11 protein-coding genes are annotated in these 17,622 nt (G+C 49.0%); 6 read left to right on the forward strand and 5 right to left on the reverse strand.

The window, feature by feature from the left end; all coding sequences use genetic code 11:
• Window positions 1-4 precede the first annotated feature (4 nt).
• From BWI93_RS09470 to BWI93_RS09480, 3 genes are all read right to left on the reverse strand, one after another.
• Window positions 5-889 carry an SMP-30/gluconolactonase/LRE family protein gene (locus BWI93_RS09470; RefSeq protein ID WP_094810569.1) on the reverse strand — a complete coding sequence of 295 codons (885 nt, stop codon included), beginning with the start codon at window positions 887-889 and terminating at the stop codon, window positions 5-7.
• Window positions 890-964: 75 nt separating this feature from the next.
• Window positions 965-1,429 carry a hypothetical protein gene (locus tag BWI93_RS09475; protein WP_094810571.1) on the reverse strand — a complete coding sequence of 155 codons (465 nt, stop codon included), beginning with the start codon at window positions 1,427-1,429 and terminating at the stop codon, window positions 965-967.
• 31 nt (window positions 1,430-1,460) lie between these two features.
• Entirely contained in the window at window positions 1,461-2,000 is a 540-nt protein-coding gene (locus tag BWI93_RS09480) for a TrmH family RNA methyltransferase (protein WP_094810587.1), read from the reverse strand.
• A gap of 208 nt (window positions 2,001-2,208) precedes the next feature.
• On the opposite strand from BWI93_RS09480, the gene BWI93_RS09485 reads away from it, so the two are divergent.
• On the forward strand, window positions 2,209-3,204 hold the full coding sequence (locus BWI93_RS09485) for a mevalonate kinase (RefSeq protein WP_094810573.1): 996 nt from the start codon (window positions 2,209-2,211) through the stop codon (window positions 3,202-3,204).
• A gap of 213 nt (window positions 3,205-3,417) precedes the next feature.
• Window positions 3,418-4,287 (forward strand): UTP--glucose-1-phosphate uridylyltransferase GalU, encoded by an 870-nt coding sequence (gene galU / locus BWI93_RS09490; RefSeq protein WP_094810575.1) that lies wholly within the window; start codon window positions 3,418-3,420, stop codon window positions 4,285-4,287.
• Between the two features lie 73 nt (window positions 4,288-4,360).
• Here galU and BWI93_RS09495 read toward each other — a convergent pair whose 3' ends face one another.
• Both BWI93_RS09495 and BWI93_RS09500 read right to left on the reverse strand, forming a co-directional pair.
• Window positions 4,361-5,068, reverse strand: a complete 708-nt coding sequence (locus BWI93_RS09495) for a CotH kinase family protein (protein WP_094810577.1) — start codon at window positions 5,066-5,068, stop codon at window positions 4,361-4,363.
• Complete coding sequence (locus BWI93_RS09500) at window positions 5,044-6,126, reverse strand: CotH kinase family protein (protein WP_094810579.1); 1,083 nt, start codon at window positions 6,124-6,126, stop codon at window positions 5,044-5,046. Before BWI93_RS09500 ends, BWI93_RS09495 begins: the two co-directional genes overlap by 25 nt.
• A gap of 183 nt (window positions 6,127-6,309) precedes the next feature.
• On the opposite strand from BWI93_RS09500, the gene BWI93_RS09505 reads away from it, so the two are divergent.
• The 4 genes from BWI93_RS09505 to BWI93_RS09520 form a co-directional block, all read left to right on the forward strand.
• Window positions 6,310-9,300, forward strand: a complete 2,991-nt coding sequence (locus tag BWI93_RS09505; protein WP_094810589.1) for a prolyl oligopeptidase family serine peptidase — start codon at window positions 6,310-6,312, stop codon at window positions 9,298-9,300.
• 512 nt (window positions 9,301-9,812) lie between these two features.
• Window positions 9,813-13,097 (forward strand): hypothetical protein, encoded by a 3,285-nt coding sequence (locus tag BWI93_RS09510; protein WP_141217410.1) that lies wholly within the window; start codon window positions 9,813-9,815, stop codon window positions 13,095-13,097.
• Between the two features lie 29 nt (window positions 13,098-13,126).
• A complete protein-coding gene (locus BWI93_RS09515) occupies window positions 13,127-14,203 on the forward strand; it encodes a hypothetical protein (protein WP_094810583.1) in 1,077 nt (358 codons plus the stop codon).
• A 767-nt stretch (window positions 14,204-14,970) separates the two neighbouring features.
• Window positions 14,971-17,622: S-layer family protein (locus tag BWI93_RS09520; RefSeq protein ID WP_176454183.1), on the forward strand; the 2,652-nt coding region annotated here is incomplete at its 3' end.

Here is a 17,622-nt window from a genome sequence, read left to right on the forward strand (position 1 = left end):
TACTTTATTTTCCGGGAGTTTCTACCCGAAACTGCTCCATTCCTCGGCGGTCCTGAAGGGTAACATATACGGTCTTTTTATTTTTTCCTCCGAAAACGAGATTACTACAACTTTTGCCCTTGAGCGGTACTTCCCGTAGCAATTTCCCTTGCGGACTCAGAATCGCAATGACGCCTTTGCCGTGCCGGGTACAGTACAGATTTCCATTCTGATCGCACTTCATGCCATCCATGCCGAAATCCGTGAATTCGTGGAAAAGCTGTTTATTCTGCACATTGCCCTGAGCATCTAAATCGTACTTCCAGATTTTCCGCTGAGCACTTTCGTTGACGTACAAGATTTTTTCGTCGGGACTCAATGTAATTCCGTTGGTAGTACCCAGGTTTTCCAGTAGCCGGGTCGTCTTGCCATCCGGATCGATTCGCCAGAGCTGGCCCGTATTGTCTTTCCATTTCGGATCAGAAGCGTACAGCACATCTTTCTTCGTGATGCAAATGTCATTGGGCTGATTGAACCGATCATCGTGGGCAAACACGCTTACTTCTTTCGTCTGCATGTTCACTTTTAAAATGTTATGATTCACGAAATCGGCCAGTAACATTTCGCCTTTCGAGTTAAACTGAATGGCGTTAGCAATACTCTTATTCGGTAAGGTTACGAACACTTCCCCTTGTCCCTGAGCATTGATTTTACCGACGGTACCATCCTGTTTGAAGTTGACTACGTACAGATTCCCTGCCGCGTCGAAACTGGGGCCTTCGATGTTCCCGCTAAACTGATTCTCAGCGGTGAAGTCACTGCTTTGGTAGAGGTTTGAAGACTGGGAAGAAGCCGGTTTGCGGGCACAGGCCACGAAAAGCACCGGCAGTAACAGAAGAATACGGAACATAAGGCAAAAAATTAGTGCATACAAAATGGAGGAGCTAGTGAGGCTCCTCCATTTTTATTCGTTAGCGATTGGCTCTTAGTGAGGCATATCGGGGGTTTCAATATCGGTCGGCTCGACGCTATCATTCGTCGTAGCTACTTCACTTTTGCTGGCCGTTGCGGGTACCTTGGCACTTTTAGCAGCGGGAGCTTTGGTTGAACGCGTAGGCGTCTTTGGAGCCGCCGGAGCTTTCGATTGCGAAGCAGCGGGCGTTGACTCCTTTTTCGGTTCAGCGGGGGCCTCTTCTTTTTTTGAAGGTACCTCTACGGATTTGGAAGAGGTCTTTTTCGCCTGTTTGGCTAATTTTTTCTTAGCGTCTTTTGCCGATTTTTCGTCTTTTTCTTTCTCTTTCTGCTGAAGTTTAGCAAATTTTTTCGCTAAGTCTTCCGCAGCTTTTTCAATTTGTTTCGACAGTTTTTTGCCGTGTTTGGCGTTCAGACCACTCAGTTTTTCAGTAAGCGTAGAGGCCAGTTCGTTGGTAAGCTTCTTGTCGGGTTTCATGAAGAGATTTATTATGAATTGGGTAGTTCTGTTATTTCTTCGCAGCCAGTCGCTTGTGGACAAAATCCCAGCAAACGATTCCAACCGTTACGGCAATGTTGAGCGAATGCTTCGTGCCGTACTGGGGAATTTCCAGGCATAGGTCGGCAATTTCAATGATTTTATCATTCACTCCAAAAACTTCATTCCCAAAAACGAAAACATATTCGCCACCGGGTTCGGGTTGAAAATCGGGCAAGCCCACGCTAGCCTCGGCCTGCTCCACCGCTACAATGCGTACGCCCTTCGCTTTCAGCTCTTTACAGAAATCAACCGCATCAGGTACGTGTTCCCAGTGTACGGATTCGTCGGCTCCGAGAGCCGTTTTCGTAATATCCCGGTGCGGGGGTGTACCCGTAATTCCCCCTAAATATACCGTAGACACCCGAAAAGCATCGGACGTACGAAAGACGGAACCTACGTTATTTAAGCTCCGAACGTCGTCGAGTAACACGGAATACGGAAATTTTTCCGCGGCCTTGAATTCCTCGACTGACAGGCGGTCGAGTTCATCCATTGAAAGTTTTCGCATACAAAAATCAGGGTGTACGGTCATAAGCCGGGTCTTTTTCAGCGAACGACCGTACCATTTTGGCCTAAAGTTCGTAAACTTCCGGGCAGATTGCGGTAGTACCCGGGCATTTTCAGGAAAACGTCCCGCCAAAAATGATTCCAGCGTTTCTCTGAAGAGGTGGATCGCTACTGAAACCAGATTACTCATCTTACAAACCTATCAACCAGTGCTGATTGAAACGCGAGCGTACGCCCGGGCCGGACTTTTAGGAAATCCCTCGGACGGTTTTTTTGGAAAAACGCTATCCATCACCGTCCGAAATTTTGGGGCTTCCGTTAGCTTATGGCAATCACCGGAGCTTCATATTGAACAGCAGGAGGCCGATGCCAACACCTTCCGCAGTATTTTTCACCTCTGTGATACCGTCGGACAAATTGGGTACAATGGCGGTATTCCCCTCATCAAAGCAGCCATTCGTAAGTTTACGCTGTACTGCGGGGAACAGGGCATCCGGCTCCCTAACCGGAATTTCACGATTCGCTATAGCAGTTCCATTCCCCGACAGGTCGGTTTGTCCGGATCGAGTGCCATTATTGTAGCTACCATGCGAGCCCTGATGCAATTTTATGAGGTGGACATTCCGCTTGAGTATCTGCCTACGCTGGTCTTACAGGCGGAAACCGAAGAACTCGGGATTACTGCCGGCCTACAGGATCGGGTGATTCAGTGTTACGAAGGCTGTGTGTATATGGATTTTGCCAAAGAACTCGTGCAAAGCCGCGGCTACGGCGAGTACGAACGCATTAATCCAACTCAGTTGCCGAAGCTTTACCTGGCTTACAATACTGACATGAGCAAGGTTTCGGGCAAGGTCCATAACGACGTTCGGGCCCGTTTTGACCGGGGCGAACCGCTGGTACACGAAACGCTGCAATCCATTGCCAATCTGGCGACTTTGGGTAAAGAAGCCATCGAACGGCGTGACTACGAAACGTTACACGAACTGGTGAATCAGAATTTTGATTTCCGGACTCGCATTTATAACATTCATCCGGTCAACATTCAGATGATCGAAACGGCTCGTAAATTGGGAGCTTCCGCTTCGTTTACGGGCTCGGGCGGCAGTATCATCGGTCTGTATCGGGACGACGAAATGCTGAACCGCCTGTTTGTCGAATTACGAAAACTAAACGCCAGGGTCATTAAACCGTATGTGATGTGATGCGTTGGTTGTTTTGAGTTTACTTATGAACCACAGAGTTACGCAGAGTTGGGCACAGAGGAAACGGAGTTAAATATTCCCTGCTCTCATTAGTACGGCAGGAAAACACAACGTTTAATCAAGCTATTTTAACAACTTATACTCTATTTTAACTCTGTGGTTAAACTCCCAAACGCTAAACACTTCCCACCCCTCCTCTTTTTTTCCACACTCATGATTAAAAAAGCGATCATTCCAGCGGCCGGTTTTGGTACGCGATTTCTGCCCGCTACTAAGGCACAGCCCAAAGAAATGTTGCCCATTATCGATACACCGACTATCCAGTACGTCGTACAGGAAGCCGTTGATTCGGGCATTGAAGATATTCTGATCATCTCGGGGAAAGGCAAACGTTCGATTGAAGATCACTTTGACCGCAACTTCGAACTCGAAACCCGACTGGCTGAAAAAGAAGACGAAATGCTGCACGAATTGCGTCGGCTTTCGGATATGGCCAACATCCACTTTGTTCGCCAGAAAGAACTCAACGGACTTGGGGATGCCATTTACTACGCCCGTCACCACGTGGGGAATGAACCGTTTGCTGTACTCCTCGGCGATACCATCATGGACTCGGTTATTCCCGTTACGCAGCAGTTGATGGATACCTTCGAAACCTACCGCTGTTCGGTCATTGCTGTAGAAACGGTTCCTACCGATAAGGTAAACCGCTATGGTATTGTCGGTGGAAAAGAACTCAGCGATTCGATCATGCAGCTGGAAACGCTGGTAGAAAAACCGGCTTTGGGTCAGGCTCCGTCGAATCTGGCCATCGCGGGACGGTACATTCTGACGCCCGAGATTTTCCGGATGATTGAGCAAACACCCAAGGGTAAAGGTGGTGAAATACAGCTAACGGATGCCATGTTACTGCTGCTCTCGCGGGAAAACGTCTATAGCCACCGCATCGAAGGCAAACGTCACGACATCGGCAACAAACTCGACTTCCTGAAAACCACGGTTGAATTTGCCCTGAAACGGAAAGAGTTTGAAAAACCATTCCTGGCGTTTCTGAAAGAAGTCATTCAGCAATACGAACAGTAATCTATTGTTGGTTGATGGTTTGTATTAAAAAAAGAGCAGGCGGTGTGCCTGCTCTTTCCTTTTTTGAAGCAACTTAGGGAGCGTTGAATCGGGCGTTGGGCAGCAAGATCAGCCGGGATTCTGACGCTACATCAATTTGGCTGGCGGCTGCCGTACTATTGAGCCGAACCACGTGCGGCGAAACGATGTACGCTTTTTGCAGGGGGACGGGTGGCTTCCCACAACTCCAGGTATTGTCTTCCTCCCAAGGTCCCGATTGCCGACTGGTATTACCCCCATCGTTGCGTGGACTCAGGGTTTTCGTAAAGGTATAGGTACACATCCGGCTGCCCGAGGCGTGGCTAAATTCCAGCATGTAGTACCCCGCCGTACTGGGACTGAATTCTTTTCCCTGCCAGACGACACTTCCGTTCGACTGTTTCCAGAAATGAATGACGTTGAAGCTACTATTCCCCTGAAGTACCACCGGGTTTCCGGGGCAAAGCTCGGTAGCGTTATACGGCTTGATGTAATAGCCCAGGCCACTGATATTCTGGTCCATCCAGTTGAAACGAGCCGCAATGAAGTTTTTACGATCCTGGATTTCAGCGTTCAGATTCTGGCCCATATTCCAGCGTATGGCGTTACGGGCGTGAGCTTCCTGAAAAATATTCTGTAGCGAATCAATCATCGACAGGACGCGAGCCGTAGCAAAAGCCCCCTGCCGGATGTTCGTCCAGCGTCGCTGGGAGGTTTGGACAAACAGCGTATCCTGCATCAGGTACGACCACCAGAAGGGCATAATCTGATCGCTCGGCGTACAGCCAGGTTCATTTCAAAAGCCCAGCCCTGCGGTACGTTTCCATCGCAAAAACCCCGTCCGTAGGCCAGATCCAGATCCCACATGGGTCCCATATTCAACTTGCCGCCCTTACTGTCCCGGTCCTTGTAGAAGTACGTGCTTTTCGTATAGCCATCGGAATTTTTACTCAGCTCCGTCATCAGAAAATAATCGGCGAACGAAGGCACATCGGCCATGGAAGCATAGCCCGTTTGCGGATTGAAGTTTTTCGCGTGAAGCAGGTTTTCGAACTGGGTCACGTAATTCTGAATGTAGTCCCGTTGGACGGGCTGCAGATTTTTCGTTTTGGGATAGTGAATCTCAAACATCGCCCGTCCATCGTTGCGACACTCGGCTCCGAAGGCCGAACCCCAGCGATGATTCCCGTCCGGAGCATCAACTTTCAGGATGTATCCACCGGTCAGTTTATCGCCCGATACGTCATCTTCTTTCAGGCTGGAAATGGAGATGCGGTCTTTTCCCCGTTTCACATTTTCACCCAATACGTACAAGCCGTGGTACGAACCATTGAGAACCACTTCTACGTACTGACTCCGACTGGCGTAGCGACCAATCTGGTTGGAAAGTTTATAGCCCAGTACATTTGTGATGAATGAATTGTCGTAGGCCGAAGCATACAGAATCCAGTCGTGTTCGGCGGGCATCCCCATCAGCGACACCTCTTTTTCGGACCCGTCGGCTTCCTGCGTTTCAAAACCGAACGATTTCTTGGGTGCGGCCTGGGAGTTAGCTCCCCGTACCTCGATACCGATCGCCCCATTGTAATTGTACTGCGTATCGGTCAGTGCATTTCGCAGCCCCGGTCCGCGATAAATGATCTTCATCGTAGCCGGTATTTTCGGCTCATCCGGAATCCCCTGCCCATCCTTCGTATCGATGATTACGATGGGCAGATTGGAGGAGGTAAAATTTACCTGAGCAGACAGGGTTTTACTGACTAGAAACAAGGAAAAGACCAGGCTGATAAAAGCCCGGGCAGCAGGTAACCTTTTTTTCATACTGGCTGAAAGTTAGAACCGTTTAAAACTACGCTAATTATCTAACGATTACGCACTTATTACACAAAAATACTATACGTCTGCCCTCTCATGAGCCGTATACGTTCTGCCGTTCCTACCGAACTACTGGCAGAGCCTGCCAAATCTTTGTATGTTTACTATTTCACTTCATTTTCTCATTGTATGAAAAGATGCTTACTGCTGGGATTGCTGTTGGGTCTCTACCTACCGGGCTGGACACAATCCAAAACCAAACCTCCGATTACCTGGAAAGACGTGACCAACTGGAAGGCGATTTCGAACTTCGGGGGAACGCAGCTTTCGCCGGATGGGCAGTGGATGGCTTACGTATTATCGTCCGTAGCAGAGGGCGACGCCGAATTAGTTCTGCAGAAAACCACGGACAGCACCCAGTACCGGTATCCTATCGGATCCGTCATCTTCGTTCCGATGAGTTACTCGGATGATTCCCGCTTTTTTGCGTTCAAGGTTTTCCCGACCGCCAAGGAAAAAAAGGCCGCGGGTAAAACGCCCGGCAAACCCCTGCCGGAAAAGGTCTTTCTGATTGAATTGGCAAACCGGAAGAAAACGGAATTTGAACGCGTCAGCTCGTTTGCATTCAATGGTGAAAAAGCCTCGCACCTGGCTTTACTGCTGAGTCCGGCTACACCGGCCATGGCTCCTACGGCACCCAAAGGACGCGATTTACTGCTGTATGAACTCACCAGTGGTAAAACGCAGAACATCGGTAATGTCGCCGATATGAGCTTCAACAAAAAAGGTGACTGGCTGGCTCTGACTATTGACGCGAACGAAAAAGCGGGTAACGGCTTGCATTTGCGGAACATGACGACAGGTCTGACTTCCATCATCGACAATGACAAAGCACGTTACCAGTCACTAACCTGGACGGAAAAAGGCGACGGTCTGGCCGCTCTGAAAGGTACCCAGAACGACAAATACAAAACGGATGTACTGAGCGTACTGGGCGTGAAACTACGCGGTACGACTCCCGAACTGACGGTATACGATCCGGGCAAGGACAGTTTGAATTTTCCCAAGAAGATGAAAATCAGTCCGAACCGTCGTCCCACCTGGACGGAAGACCTGAGCCGTCTCCTGTTTGGTATTCAGAAAGAGGATCTGGCAAAGAAAGAAGCCGAAGCCAAGGAGGCCAAGAAAGATACTGTACAGAAGCCTAAACCTTCGCCCGTAAGCGAAGCTCAGAAGCTGGCAAAAATCAAAGCCGATACAACGATCAAATCAATCGAAGATTTGCAAAAGGCTCTGGCGAAAGTCAAAACTGATTCGGCCCGCGTAGCCCAACGGGGCGGTACGGTGCCCAGCTCAGGTAAAGACGACATTGACAAACCCGAAGTAACCATCTGGAACTGGCAGGACAAGCGTCTGCAATCGCGGCAACAGGTAACGGAAATGCAGGACAAGCAATTCAGTTTTCTGGCGATGTACGATGGGAAGAAATTCACTCGTCTCACGGACAGTACGCTCATGACCGTTCGTCCCGCCGCGAAGGATTTGTACGCCGTTGGGCTGGAAGATCAAACCTATGAACTGGAGACCAGTCTGGACGGACAGAACTACGCCGATATTTACGTGGTGGATCTGAAAACAGGGGCTAAAACCAAGGTACTCGAAAAGCTCTATCTGCCCAGCTACGCCAGTTCGCCGATGACATCCGAAGACGGAACTAAATTCACGTATGGCAAAGACGGCCATTTCTACGTATACGACATTCCGTCGAAAACCAGTCTGAACCTGACCGAAAAGCTCCCCACCAGCTTTGTCGATACCGAAGACGATCATAACCAGAAGAAGCCTATGGTACCCATGCTGGGCTGGTCTACGGACTCGAAGTACGTGCTGCTGCGGGATGTCTGGGACATCTGGAAAGTTTCCGTGGATGGTAAGGAAGCGGTAAACCTGACGAAAAACGGCCGGAAAGAAAAGATTCACTACACGACCCGTTATAAGCTCGACCCGGAAGAAAAGGGAATTAACCTTAAACAGCCCCTGTACGTGCGGATGTACGGAGAGTTTACGAAGAAATCGGGCATTGGCCGCATTGAGGTAGATAAGAAAGGAAACCTCGTTACGGGTGTGAAACCCCTGCTGTGGGAAGACGCCAGTGTCAGTAACCTGAGTAAGGCGAAAAAAGCGAACGTCTACGTGTTCAGCCGCGAAACCTTTACCAAGCCTACGGATTATTTCGTATCCACTTCACCGGAACTGACCAGTGGGAAACAGGTAACCAAGAATACGCCGGAATTTGAAAAGTATGCCTGGAGCTCTGGCGTACGTCTAGTAGACTACGTTTCCGACAAAGGCGACACCTTACAGGGAGCCTTGTTCCTGCCCGCAGGTTACGAAACGGGTAAGAAATATCCGACGATTGTCTATTACTACGAAAAGCTGTCGCAAACGCTGCACGCGTATACCAATCCGGGTTATAGCGGCACGGGCTGGAACCCAAATGTATATACGTCTAACGGATACGCTGTCTTCATTCCGGATATCGTTTACAAGATGAATGATCCGGGTATGTCGGCGGTATGGTGTGTACTACCCGCAGTGAAGGCCGCTTTGAAAACGGGCGTCATTGATGAAACCAAAATGGGGATTCACGGCCACTCCTGGGGTGGGTACCAAACCAGCTTCCTGATTACCCAGACCAACCTGTTCAAGGCGGCAGCGGCGGGTGCTCCGCTGACCGACATGGTTTCCATGTATAACCTGATTTACAAGAACTCAGGTACCAGCAACGGTCAGATTTTCGAAGGTTCACAGGGCCGGCTCGTAGCTCCCTGGGAGAACTGGGATGCTTACTACCGCAACTCCCCGCTGCACCACGTCAAGAATATTCAGACGCCGTTGCTGTTATTACACAATGATGCCGATGGTGCGGTTGATTTTACCCAAGGTATTGAGTACTATACTGCATTACGCCGGTTAAAAAAACCAGTAGTACTTTTCCAGTATAAGGGAGAAAACCACGGTCTGGCGAAACTCCCCAACCGTAAGGACTACGCCATGCGAATGATGGAATTTTTTGATTACCATCTCAAAAACAAACCCGCTCCAGATTGGTGGAGTAAGGGAATTGAACGTTCTCAACTGGAAGAGCACTTAGAAAAGCGAATTCTTTTTGATAACTAGTTGATCCTTAATAAAAAAGCTGTCCCATATTGGGGCGGCTTTTTTATTAACATTTTATACTGGCATAGTTATTTTAATAAAAAAAGCTAAAAATATAAAGTTTTATCTACGTATATATTTGTAAGTATTTATTTACTTTGCCTTACATTAACAGGTGTTAATTTGTCCATTAATTACTTGTTTCGCCCCAAAGTCACCTCGAATCTATCGTTTGCAGTAACCGTCAGTTTTTTTTAACCGTCCAATTCTTGTAAACCTAGTAACCGCTATGACTAATTTTACGTCCACACCCGCCCTCTATCCCTCTCTGCGTTACAGTCCCTGCTGGCTCCGCAACGTCTGATGATTAGTCTAACTGCGATCAACGCCAGTTAGTAATCGGTGCTTTTTTGTCTCCTACTCATTTTCGTAGGAGTTATCGGTACATATCCTTTCCCGAACGACCGAGTCCCGGCGATCGAGAAACAGGTATGCGTGTTGCTGATAATCTAGTTTAACAATCCAAATTACACATGAAAATTTCTACCTCTCAATCAGCGGCTTACTTCAGGCCACTACTAGCACTATTCTTGTCCTTATTACTGGGACTAACGTTACCTTCAATGACGTATGCTCAGGAAGGTTCGCTTTGTTACAAACCCATTGTTGGAGCTGGCGTCACCGCTGCTCCGCTGGGTGGTTCGGTAGCAACCGTTGGCTTTTCTACAGGGAATACCCCCGATAAATTAACCAACGGCAATCTTAATGACTACGCAGAAATTTCTAATATCGTAACCCTGCTCGGTAATGGAGGTGTGAGTGTCAGAAATAGTGCAATGACCTATCCAGCAGGCTGGCACGCCGGGTACGTAGTAGAACTAGGAGGTTCTGGATTAGTAAATGCGGATGTGCTCAACGGCTTTATCATTCAGACCGATGATGGTAATGCTGCCACGGCTCCTGAAACGTTTACAATTGCGAATGGTGTAGGCGTCACGGTGATTGCGGGCAGTTCGACGGGACGGGTTTACTTGAATTTTAAAACCACGCGTCCTTTCAATGAAGTTCGTCTGTATAAACCTCAAACGTTGAGTGTTTCCCTGGCCTCGTCGCTGCGGATTTATTATGCGACTGCTTTTGACCCCAGCTGTGGCTTCAAGGAAAACAACAATATTTGCTACGATCAGATTGCAGGTAATCAGACGGTGGTGAATTATTCCAACGGGCTAGCGGGTGTACTTTCCGGCCTGTCCGATCCCCAGAACATCATTGACGGCAATAAGAATACAGCCGCTTCCTGGACGCTTACCGTGGGTACAGGTCTGTTGTCGAATGCTCCCTTTGTCGGCGTGAACAGCCTGCAGCAGGTTTATCCGGCTGGTAGTAAGGCTGGCTTTGTAATCCAGGTCAGTAATGGGGGTCTCTTAAGTGCAGATGTCCTGAATAGCCTGGCGATCCGTACCTATCTACACGGTCAGCTTCAGGATGATGTTAACCTGAGCAGCAGCACGGGTCTCCTGGGCCTGAGCCTGCTATCGGGCAGCAATACTACCCCAGCTCAGGAAGTAGCCATTACGACAACGAAGCCCTACAATGAGATACGGCTGGTACAGCGTAATGGCATTGCCGCCAATGTGCTAAGTTCACCTCTGCTGATCTACTATGCGTTTGAAAGTGGCTCCGCCTGTGCCGAATGTCGGTCTTTGCTCGTAAGTACGGCTAGCCAGAACCGGTTCAAAGGAGCTGTTGCTTCCACCACGACGAATGCTTTTAATGTTCCAATTATTGATGACACCCCTAACGTAGTGAACGCCGATACGAATGATTTCGCCACCTATATTTTTCCAACGGTTAGTATCGGTGGTTCGGTTCAGCTGACGATTCGCAACAACGGAACCACTGCTAATGTGGATACCATTCCCCGGTATTCCTTCGCGGGTTTTGTCATCGAACGCGTGGGCGGCCTATTGAATCTGGGGCTATTGGATAACATTGTTATTACCACCTATAACGGAGATACCGAACAGCAAAGTCGCACAGCGGGTGGATTACTGGGATTAAGTTTGATTACAGGTCGTGATGGTCGCTCTACGATTGGATTTAAAACGACCCTGCCCTATAACCGGATTCGAATTACGATTAATACTCCGGTAGGAGTTAACCTGGGAGGCCGTATTCGTATTTATAACGCCCTGGCTTCCCTGGACGATGACAACGACGGCGTACCGAATTGCTTTGACGTCTGCCCTGCCGGCAATGACGCTCTGGATTCCGACGGCGATGGTACCCCGGACTGCGTCGATGGCTGTAATCAGGTGAACAACAAATCACCTTTCGTAGATACGGATTCCGACGGCATTTTCAACGCCTGTGATGCCGACAGTGACAACGATGGTATTCCCGATACCATTGAGGGCATTGATGTGGATACGGACGGCGATGGCATTCCCAACTACCTGGATCTGGATAGTGACAACGATGGCATTCTGGATCTGTACGAATCGGGCGTTGCGGTAGGCAACAACGATGCTAATCAGAATGGTGTACTGGACACGGCTAACCCCGTTTCTACCAACACCCCCCGTGACACAGATGGCGATGGCATCCCTGACTTCCTTGATCTGGATAGCGACAATGATGGCATTCCGGATCTTCAGGAAAGTGGTCTGACGGGCTACGCTGATACGAATAATGATGGAGTAGTGGATGGTCCAGACGCCGATCAGGATGGAATTCAGGACAGCGTAGATACCAATGATGCCGCCTTCGGTTCGCCCAACATGCCGCTGCCTAGAGACACCGATGGTGATACGATTACGGATCAGCGTGATCTGGACAGCGACAATGACAGTATCCCCGATCTGATTGAGAGTGGTAAGACGGGCTTGACGGATACCAACAACGATGGTGTTGTAGACGGTCCGGACACTGATGGTGACGGGATTCGGGATAGTGCGGATACGGACGATACGGTTTTCGGATCTCCGGGGATCACACCAGTAAAAGATACGGACGGTGATACCAAACCGGATTATGTAGACCTTGACAGCGATCAGGACAGCGTTTCGGATCTGGTTGAAAGTGGCAAGCCTGGTCTGGTCGATGGCAACAATGATGGCGTCGTAGATGGTCCGGATGCCGATGGTGATGGTATTCAGGATAGTGCAGATACCAATGATGCCGTGTTTGGCTCGCCGGGCACTACGGCTCCCCGTGATACGGACAACGATGGTACGCCGGATTATAACGATCTTGATAGCGACGGTGACGGCACCAATGATATTGTCGAAAATGGTAAGGGTTCAACCGACACCAACAATGATGGCAAGGTAGATGGCCCGGTAGATACCAATGACAATGATGGTATTGCCGATGCCGTGGATAACAAACCCAGTGAGTTTGGTGGGCTGAGTAATGCGGCTCCAGACCTGGGCGTTACGGTGGTCATTCTGCCTTCGATCGTTACAGGTAATACGGCTATTACGGTTCGTGCTACTGTAGTGGAGTTAGCGGGTAATCCTACCACTGGCACCATCACGCTTAATATTAGACGATCAGCGAACTGGACTATCGGCGTTAGTACCGGTACCGTAATCAATGGCTGGACGTATCAGGGTATATCAGGTGTAAACCACGTATTTACCACCACGAATAGCATTCCTGCCAACGGTGCTTCACGACTGAATATTCCGGCCAACTTTATTCCGGCAGGTAATAGCGGTGTCTACGTCTTTACCGCGTCCGTGGCTGCGAATTCCGGCGGTGAGACGAACACTAATAACAACTCCGATCAGGAAACCATTACGTTCAATCCCTAAACGAATGATTCACTTTTAAACTGACAATCATGAAAAATATCATAGCTTTCGTACTTCTCCTCGTTTCCGTTCAGGTATTTGCTCAGGATCCTGATGTGGGTGGAACGACCATCATCGGAACCGTAGGTGATGGCTCTGCTCCCTTTCAAAATGGTGAAAGCATTTCGTTTTCCATTGACGCCGGTAATGCTGGAGCGGCCCCTATGATCTGGCCGAATCCTTCGAATCTGCCTTTCGAGGTGAATATTACCGTGACTCACTTTGCCAATCCACAAGTGATCATTTCCGGTGAGAGCAATGCCAATTATTTTGGTACTCCAACGATCACGTTACTGGATGCGGCTACTCAGACGTACACAATTAACATTTCCCAAAACCTGACTATTCCCGCAAGCTCGTACACCGTATTTACGATTACGGGTACAGCTTCAGGAACAGTAGGTAGCATTGTTGGCTATCAGGCAAACGGAGATCCAGGCGGATATACGGGTACCAACGTCGGAACGGATAATCCTAGTTCGAGCGGTACCATCAATGAAGTCCCTACTCCCGTATCACTGATCGCTTTTACGGCGAAATCAGCGGGCAATAATGCCCAGCTTGACTGGTCAACGGCTCAGGAGAAGAACAATGCTTTCTTTGAAGTGCAGCACTCAACCAATGGCCAGGACTTTGAATCGGTAGGTACAGTAACGGGAAAAGGAACCACTACGGCTCGGCAAAACTACTCGTTCGTCCATCCTGGTTTGAATCCGTCCTTGACCCACTACTATCGTCTTAAACAGGTGGATACAGACGGAAGCTTCGCCCTGAGTCAGGTTCGGTCGGTTAAACTGGATCACTACGTAGGCATTCAGCTGAAGGCTAGTACGGACCCCTCGCGTAATGTACATGTCCTGGTCAACTACGGTGACGAGCAGCTTTCCAACCTGGCTACGGTTCACCTGATGGATTTATCAGGCCGTACCTTGAGTTCGAAGCAACTAGAGCTGGAAAAAGGACACAATCGTGTTAATTTTTCAGCCTCTTCACTAAGCTCAGGTCTTTACCTGATCCGTTTAGAGAACATTTCACAACCGGCGGCGGTAAAAGTAGCATTACCCTAAAATTGTCCTTTTAACGCAGAAAAGACCAGCAGCATGTTGCTGGTCTTTTCTGCGTTAAAAGGGTATTCTAAACTTTTTAAAATGCTTTTATAAATACCACAGTAAATGATCATAATTATTTACCTATAAAAAATAAATCGCTTAATGCAGGAAAATAAGGGTTTCTACATGCTTATTAGTCCAATATAGTCAATCATAATCTTGGTAACCATAAAAGGATTCTCAGAAAAAGAATTCATCCACGCCAGGTCTAATTGATCTTCTTATATCTTAGAATTTTCAAAACAATTCCATCAAATTATAATTTATACGTATAGTCACATCAGAAAGGTTATTTTTAAAAAAAAAAGAGGTAAAAATTTAAAAAATAATTGACAGTGTAAGTTATTTAATTACTTTTACACCCGCTTGACAAGTGGTAACAAATCCATCAAGCACCTCATGCTTAAGCACTTTAGCTCAGCTAAAAACCTAATTTTCTGCTTTTGCAATGAGAATAACCATCGACCAATCCAAATTAATTCTTGTGAAAATTAGCGACCGCCTATGACTAATTTTACAACCCACGAACTATCTTTTCTTTCGCCCTGCTCCTAGCATACGTACGTCTTTATTCTGACTTAACGACTCCGATAAGTTAGCGTTTACGTGTGTGCTTTCCGGTCTCCCTTTAGCTAGGGAGTCAGACGTTTCTATGCCTGATTTAACCCTCAACAATAAGGGTTAAATGAGTAACTTTTCGATTTCAATCCAAATTAATTCAATCTATGAAAACATTTACCCGGTCACACTATGCCCGAGCCGTACTCAGGTTTGGGATAACCTTTAGTATTTTCTTTGTAACGCTGCTCTCGCAGACTTTTGCTCAGCGGGCTCTCAGACGCGTGTACGCCAACAACGCGACGCCCGGAACTACCAGTATTCCAGTGGTTGGAGCTGGTTCTGTTAGTAATCCCAATAATGCCATTACTAACACCACCCTGGCAGAAAGAAACCTGTCAGCCAATATAAACGCTACTGGTTTAGGAGCAACGGCCTTCATTAACTTAACGTTTCCCAGCTCAATTACTGCCAATACGCCTATTCACATCAAGCTAGGCAGTACAGCAAGCTTACTAGGGATTGGTGAAGCATTACGCGTTCAGGCAATTAATGCTTCGGGGACCTTACTAGGCTCGCCTTCTCAGGTTTCAGGCTTGTTGTCACTGGTAGGCGGCGTCAATGAGTATGAATTAATCTATACACCCACTGTGGCGAATCAGGGGGTACGGATTACCTATGCTCCGACGCTGTCTTTATTAAGCGGTGGAATTAACGTATACGGTGCCTATTATAAAACTAATGCTACGGGCGTCGCCTGCGACTCACCGGATGATCAGCTCAATGGGGCCGTTGGCTTGGCTACGGGTGTCGCTGGTGGGGTATTAAACCCACTCAATGCCGTGGATGGTAACCTCAATACGGCAGCAGTGCTACAAACGGCCGTTGGTGCCACGGGTTATATTCACTCTACGGCTGTTTTTACTTCTGAAGGAGCTTCCGGCGATAGCGTTAAGGTATTGATTCAACGCACGGGTAATTTACTGGATTTACAACTGCTCAGCTCATTCTCCATTAACACGTATTTAGGCAATACACCGGTAAATTCGGGCATAACGGGTAATCTGCTCTCCCTGAATTTGTTGAGTGGTACAAGCGATCGCTACTACATAGGCTTCCGGTCAACTGGTGCTTTTGATCGCATTGAGGTACGTACGGCAGGGGTACTTAACCTACTCGGTAATTTAACCATCTATGAAATTCAGCGGACGCCAGGAGCTCCGGTCGTTGTCCCGACCAGCCAGAACGTAACGATCTACGCGGGCAATACGGCTACGCTGACGGCTACTACCACCGTTGCCAGTGATAACGTCATCTGGTACAGCTCCGCAACGGGAACGTCGCAGATAAGTACCAGCAAAACGTTCACAACACCGGTGTTAAATCAGACGACCCGTTACTACGCAGCGACCCAGCGTAACGGCTGTACGGAAACTTCCCTGCGGGCTGCGGCCGTAGTTAATGTACTTTCACTGACGGGCTTTACGAATCCTCCCAGCGGGCAGGTAGGTCAGGCGTATACGGGTGCATTATCGGCTACTTCAAGCGGTGCAAACCGGACGCTGAACTACGCCCTGGCAACGGGTTCTAACCTACCCGCTGGCCTGACGCTCGCTGCGAACGGAACCATTACGGGTACCGTCGCTCCCAGTGCTACACCCGGTACGTATCAGATCAATGTGAACATCACTGACGTAACCGGCGGCGGAAACCTCCCGGCGGGTAGCCACGTGTATACCCTGGTCATCGCTCCCGCGAACCTGGCATTACCCGCATTTGCTCTGGGCAATGGTACAGTAGGAACACCGTATGCCTCGGCGGCCTTGCCGGAGCCTACGGGTGGAAATCCGAAGTACACGTATACCGTTACCAATTTGCCTCCCGGTCTAACGTTTGACCCCAATACCCGTGTTATTTCGGGTACGCCGACAACGGCGGGCTCGTATACGGTACGCGTTCAGGTTTCTGATTCTTCCAATCCTTCACAAACTACCTTCCGGGATGTAACGGTAATTATTTCGCCGGCTACGCTGATCTTGCCTGATACAACGCTGGCAACGGGTCAGGTAGGAAATCCTTATGTAACGACGATTCCGGCGGCCCGGGGCGGTACCTCGCCCATCACCTACACAGCTGCTGATGTTCCCGCTGGACTGACGTTTAATCCAGAAACGCGTCAAATTACGGGTACGCCCACGCAGTATGGCACCTTTACGGTAGCCGTTACGGCATCGGATGCGGGTAATCCTCAGCAAACGGCTACGCGGAACTATACGCTGCGAGTCAATCCGGCACCGCTGGTATTACCCGAAGCTACGCTGGCTGCGGCTCAGGTAGGTACTGGCTATACGGCTACGATTCCGGCTGCTACGGGTGGAACCACACCGATTACCTATTCAGCGACGGGCGTTCCGGCTGGTTTGACGTTCAACCCTGAAACCCGTCAGCTGACGGGTACGCCAACTACGTCAGGTACGTTTACGGTGACAGTGACGGCAACGGATGCCGCTTCGCCGGCTCAAACGTCTACTCGTACGTATACGGTGACAGTTAATCCGGCTACGCTGACTTTGCCTGCGGCTACGCCAGTTACCGCTCAGGTAGGAACGAGTTATTCAACCACGCTCCCAGCCGCTTCGGGTGGAACAACGCCCGTTACGTATTCCGCTACGGGTATTCCCGCTGGATTAAGCTTCAACCCTACGACCCGGGTTATTTCGGGTACACCGACGACTGCGGGTACGTTTACCGTAACGCTGACGGCTGCTGACGCAGGTAATCCGCAACAAACGGTTTCACGGGATTACACCATTACGGTA

This window comes from Siphonobacter sp. BAB-5385, assembly GCF_002261125.1.
Taxonomy (GTDB): Bacteria; Bacteroidota; Bacteroidia; order Cytophagales; family Spirosomataceae; genus Siphonobacter.

Excerpts from the sequence above, each read along its gene's own strand:
- BWI93_RS09470 (WP_094810569.1), bottom strand. The coding sequence starts at position 889 with ATGTTCCGTATTCTTCTGTTACTGCCGGTGCTTTTCGTGGCCTGTGCC.
- BWI93_RS09475 (WP_094810571.1), bottom strand. The coding sequence starts at position 1,429 with ATGAAACCCGACAAGAAGCTTACCAACGAACTGGCCTCTACGCTTACT.
- BWI93_RS09480 (WP_094810587.1), bottom strand. The coding sequence starts at position 2,000 with ATGCGAAAACTTTCAATGGATGAACTCGACCGCCTGTCAGTCGAGGAA.
- galU (WP_094810575.1), top strand. The coding sequence starts at position 3,418 with ATGATTAAAAAAGCGATCATTCCAGCGGCCGGTTTTGGTACGCGATTT.
- BWI93_RS09495 (WP_094810577.1), bottom strand. The coding sequence starts at position 5,068 with ATGCCCTTCTGGTGGTCGTACCTGATGCAGGATACGCTGTTTGTCCAA.
- BWI93_RS09500 (WP_094810579.1), bottom strand. The coding sequence starts at position 6,126 with ATGAAAAAAAGGTTACCTGCTGCCCGGGCTTTTATCAGCCTGGTCTTT.
- BWI93_RS09505 (WP_094810589.1), top strand. The coding sequence starts at position 6,310 with ATGAAAAGATGCTTACTGCTGGGATTGCTGTTGGGTCTCTACCTACCG.
- BWI93_RS09510 (WP_141217410.1), top strand. The coding sequence starts at position 9,813 with ATGAAAATTTCTACCTCTCAATCAGCGGCTTACTTCAGGCCACTACTA.
- BWI93_RS09515 (WP_094810583.1), top strand. The coding sequence starts at position 13,127 with ATGAAAAATATCATAGCTTTCGTACTTCTCCTCGTTTCCGTTCAGGTA.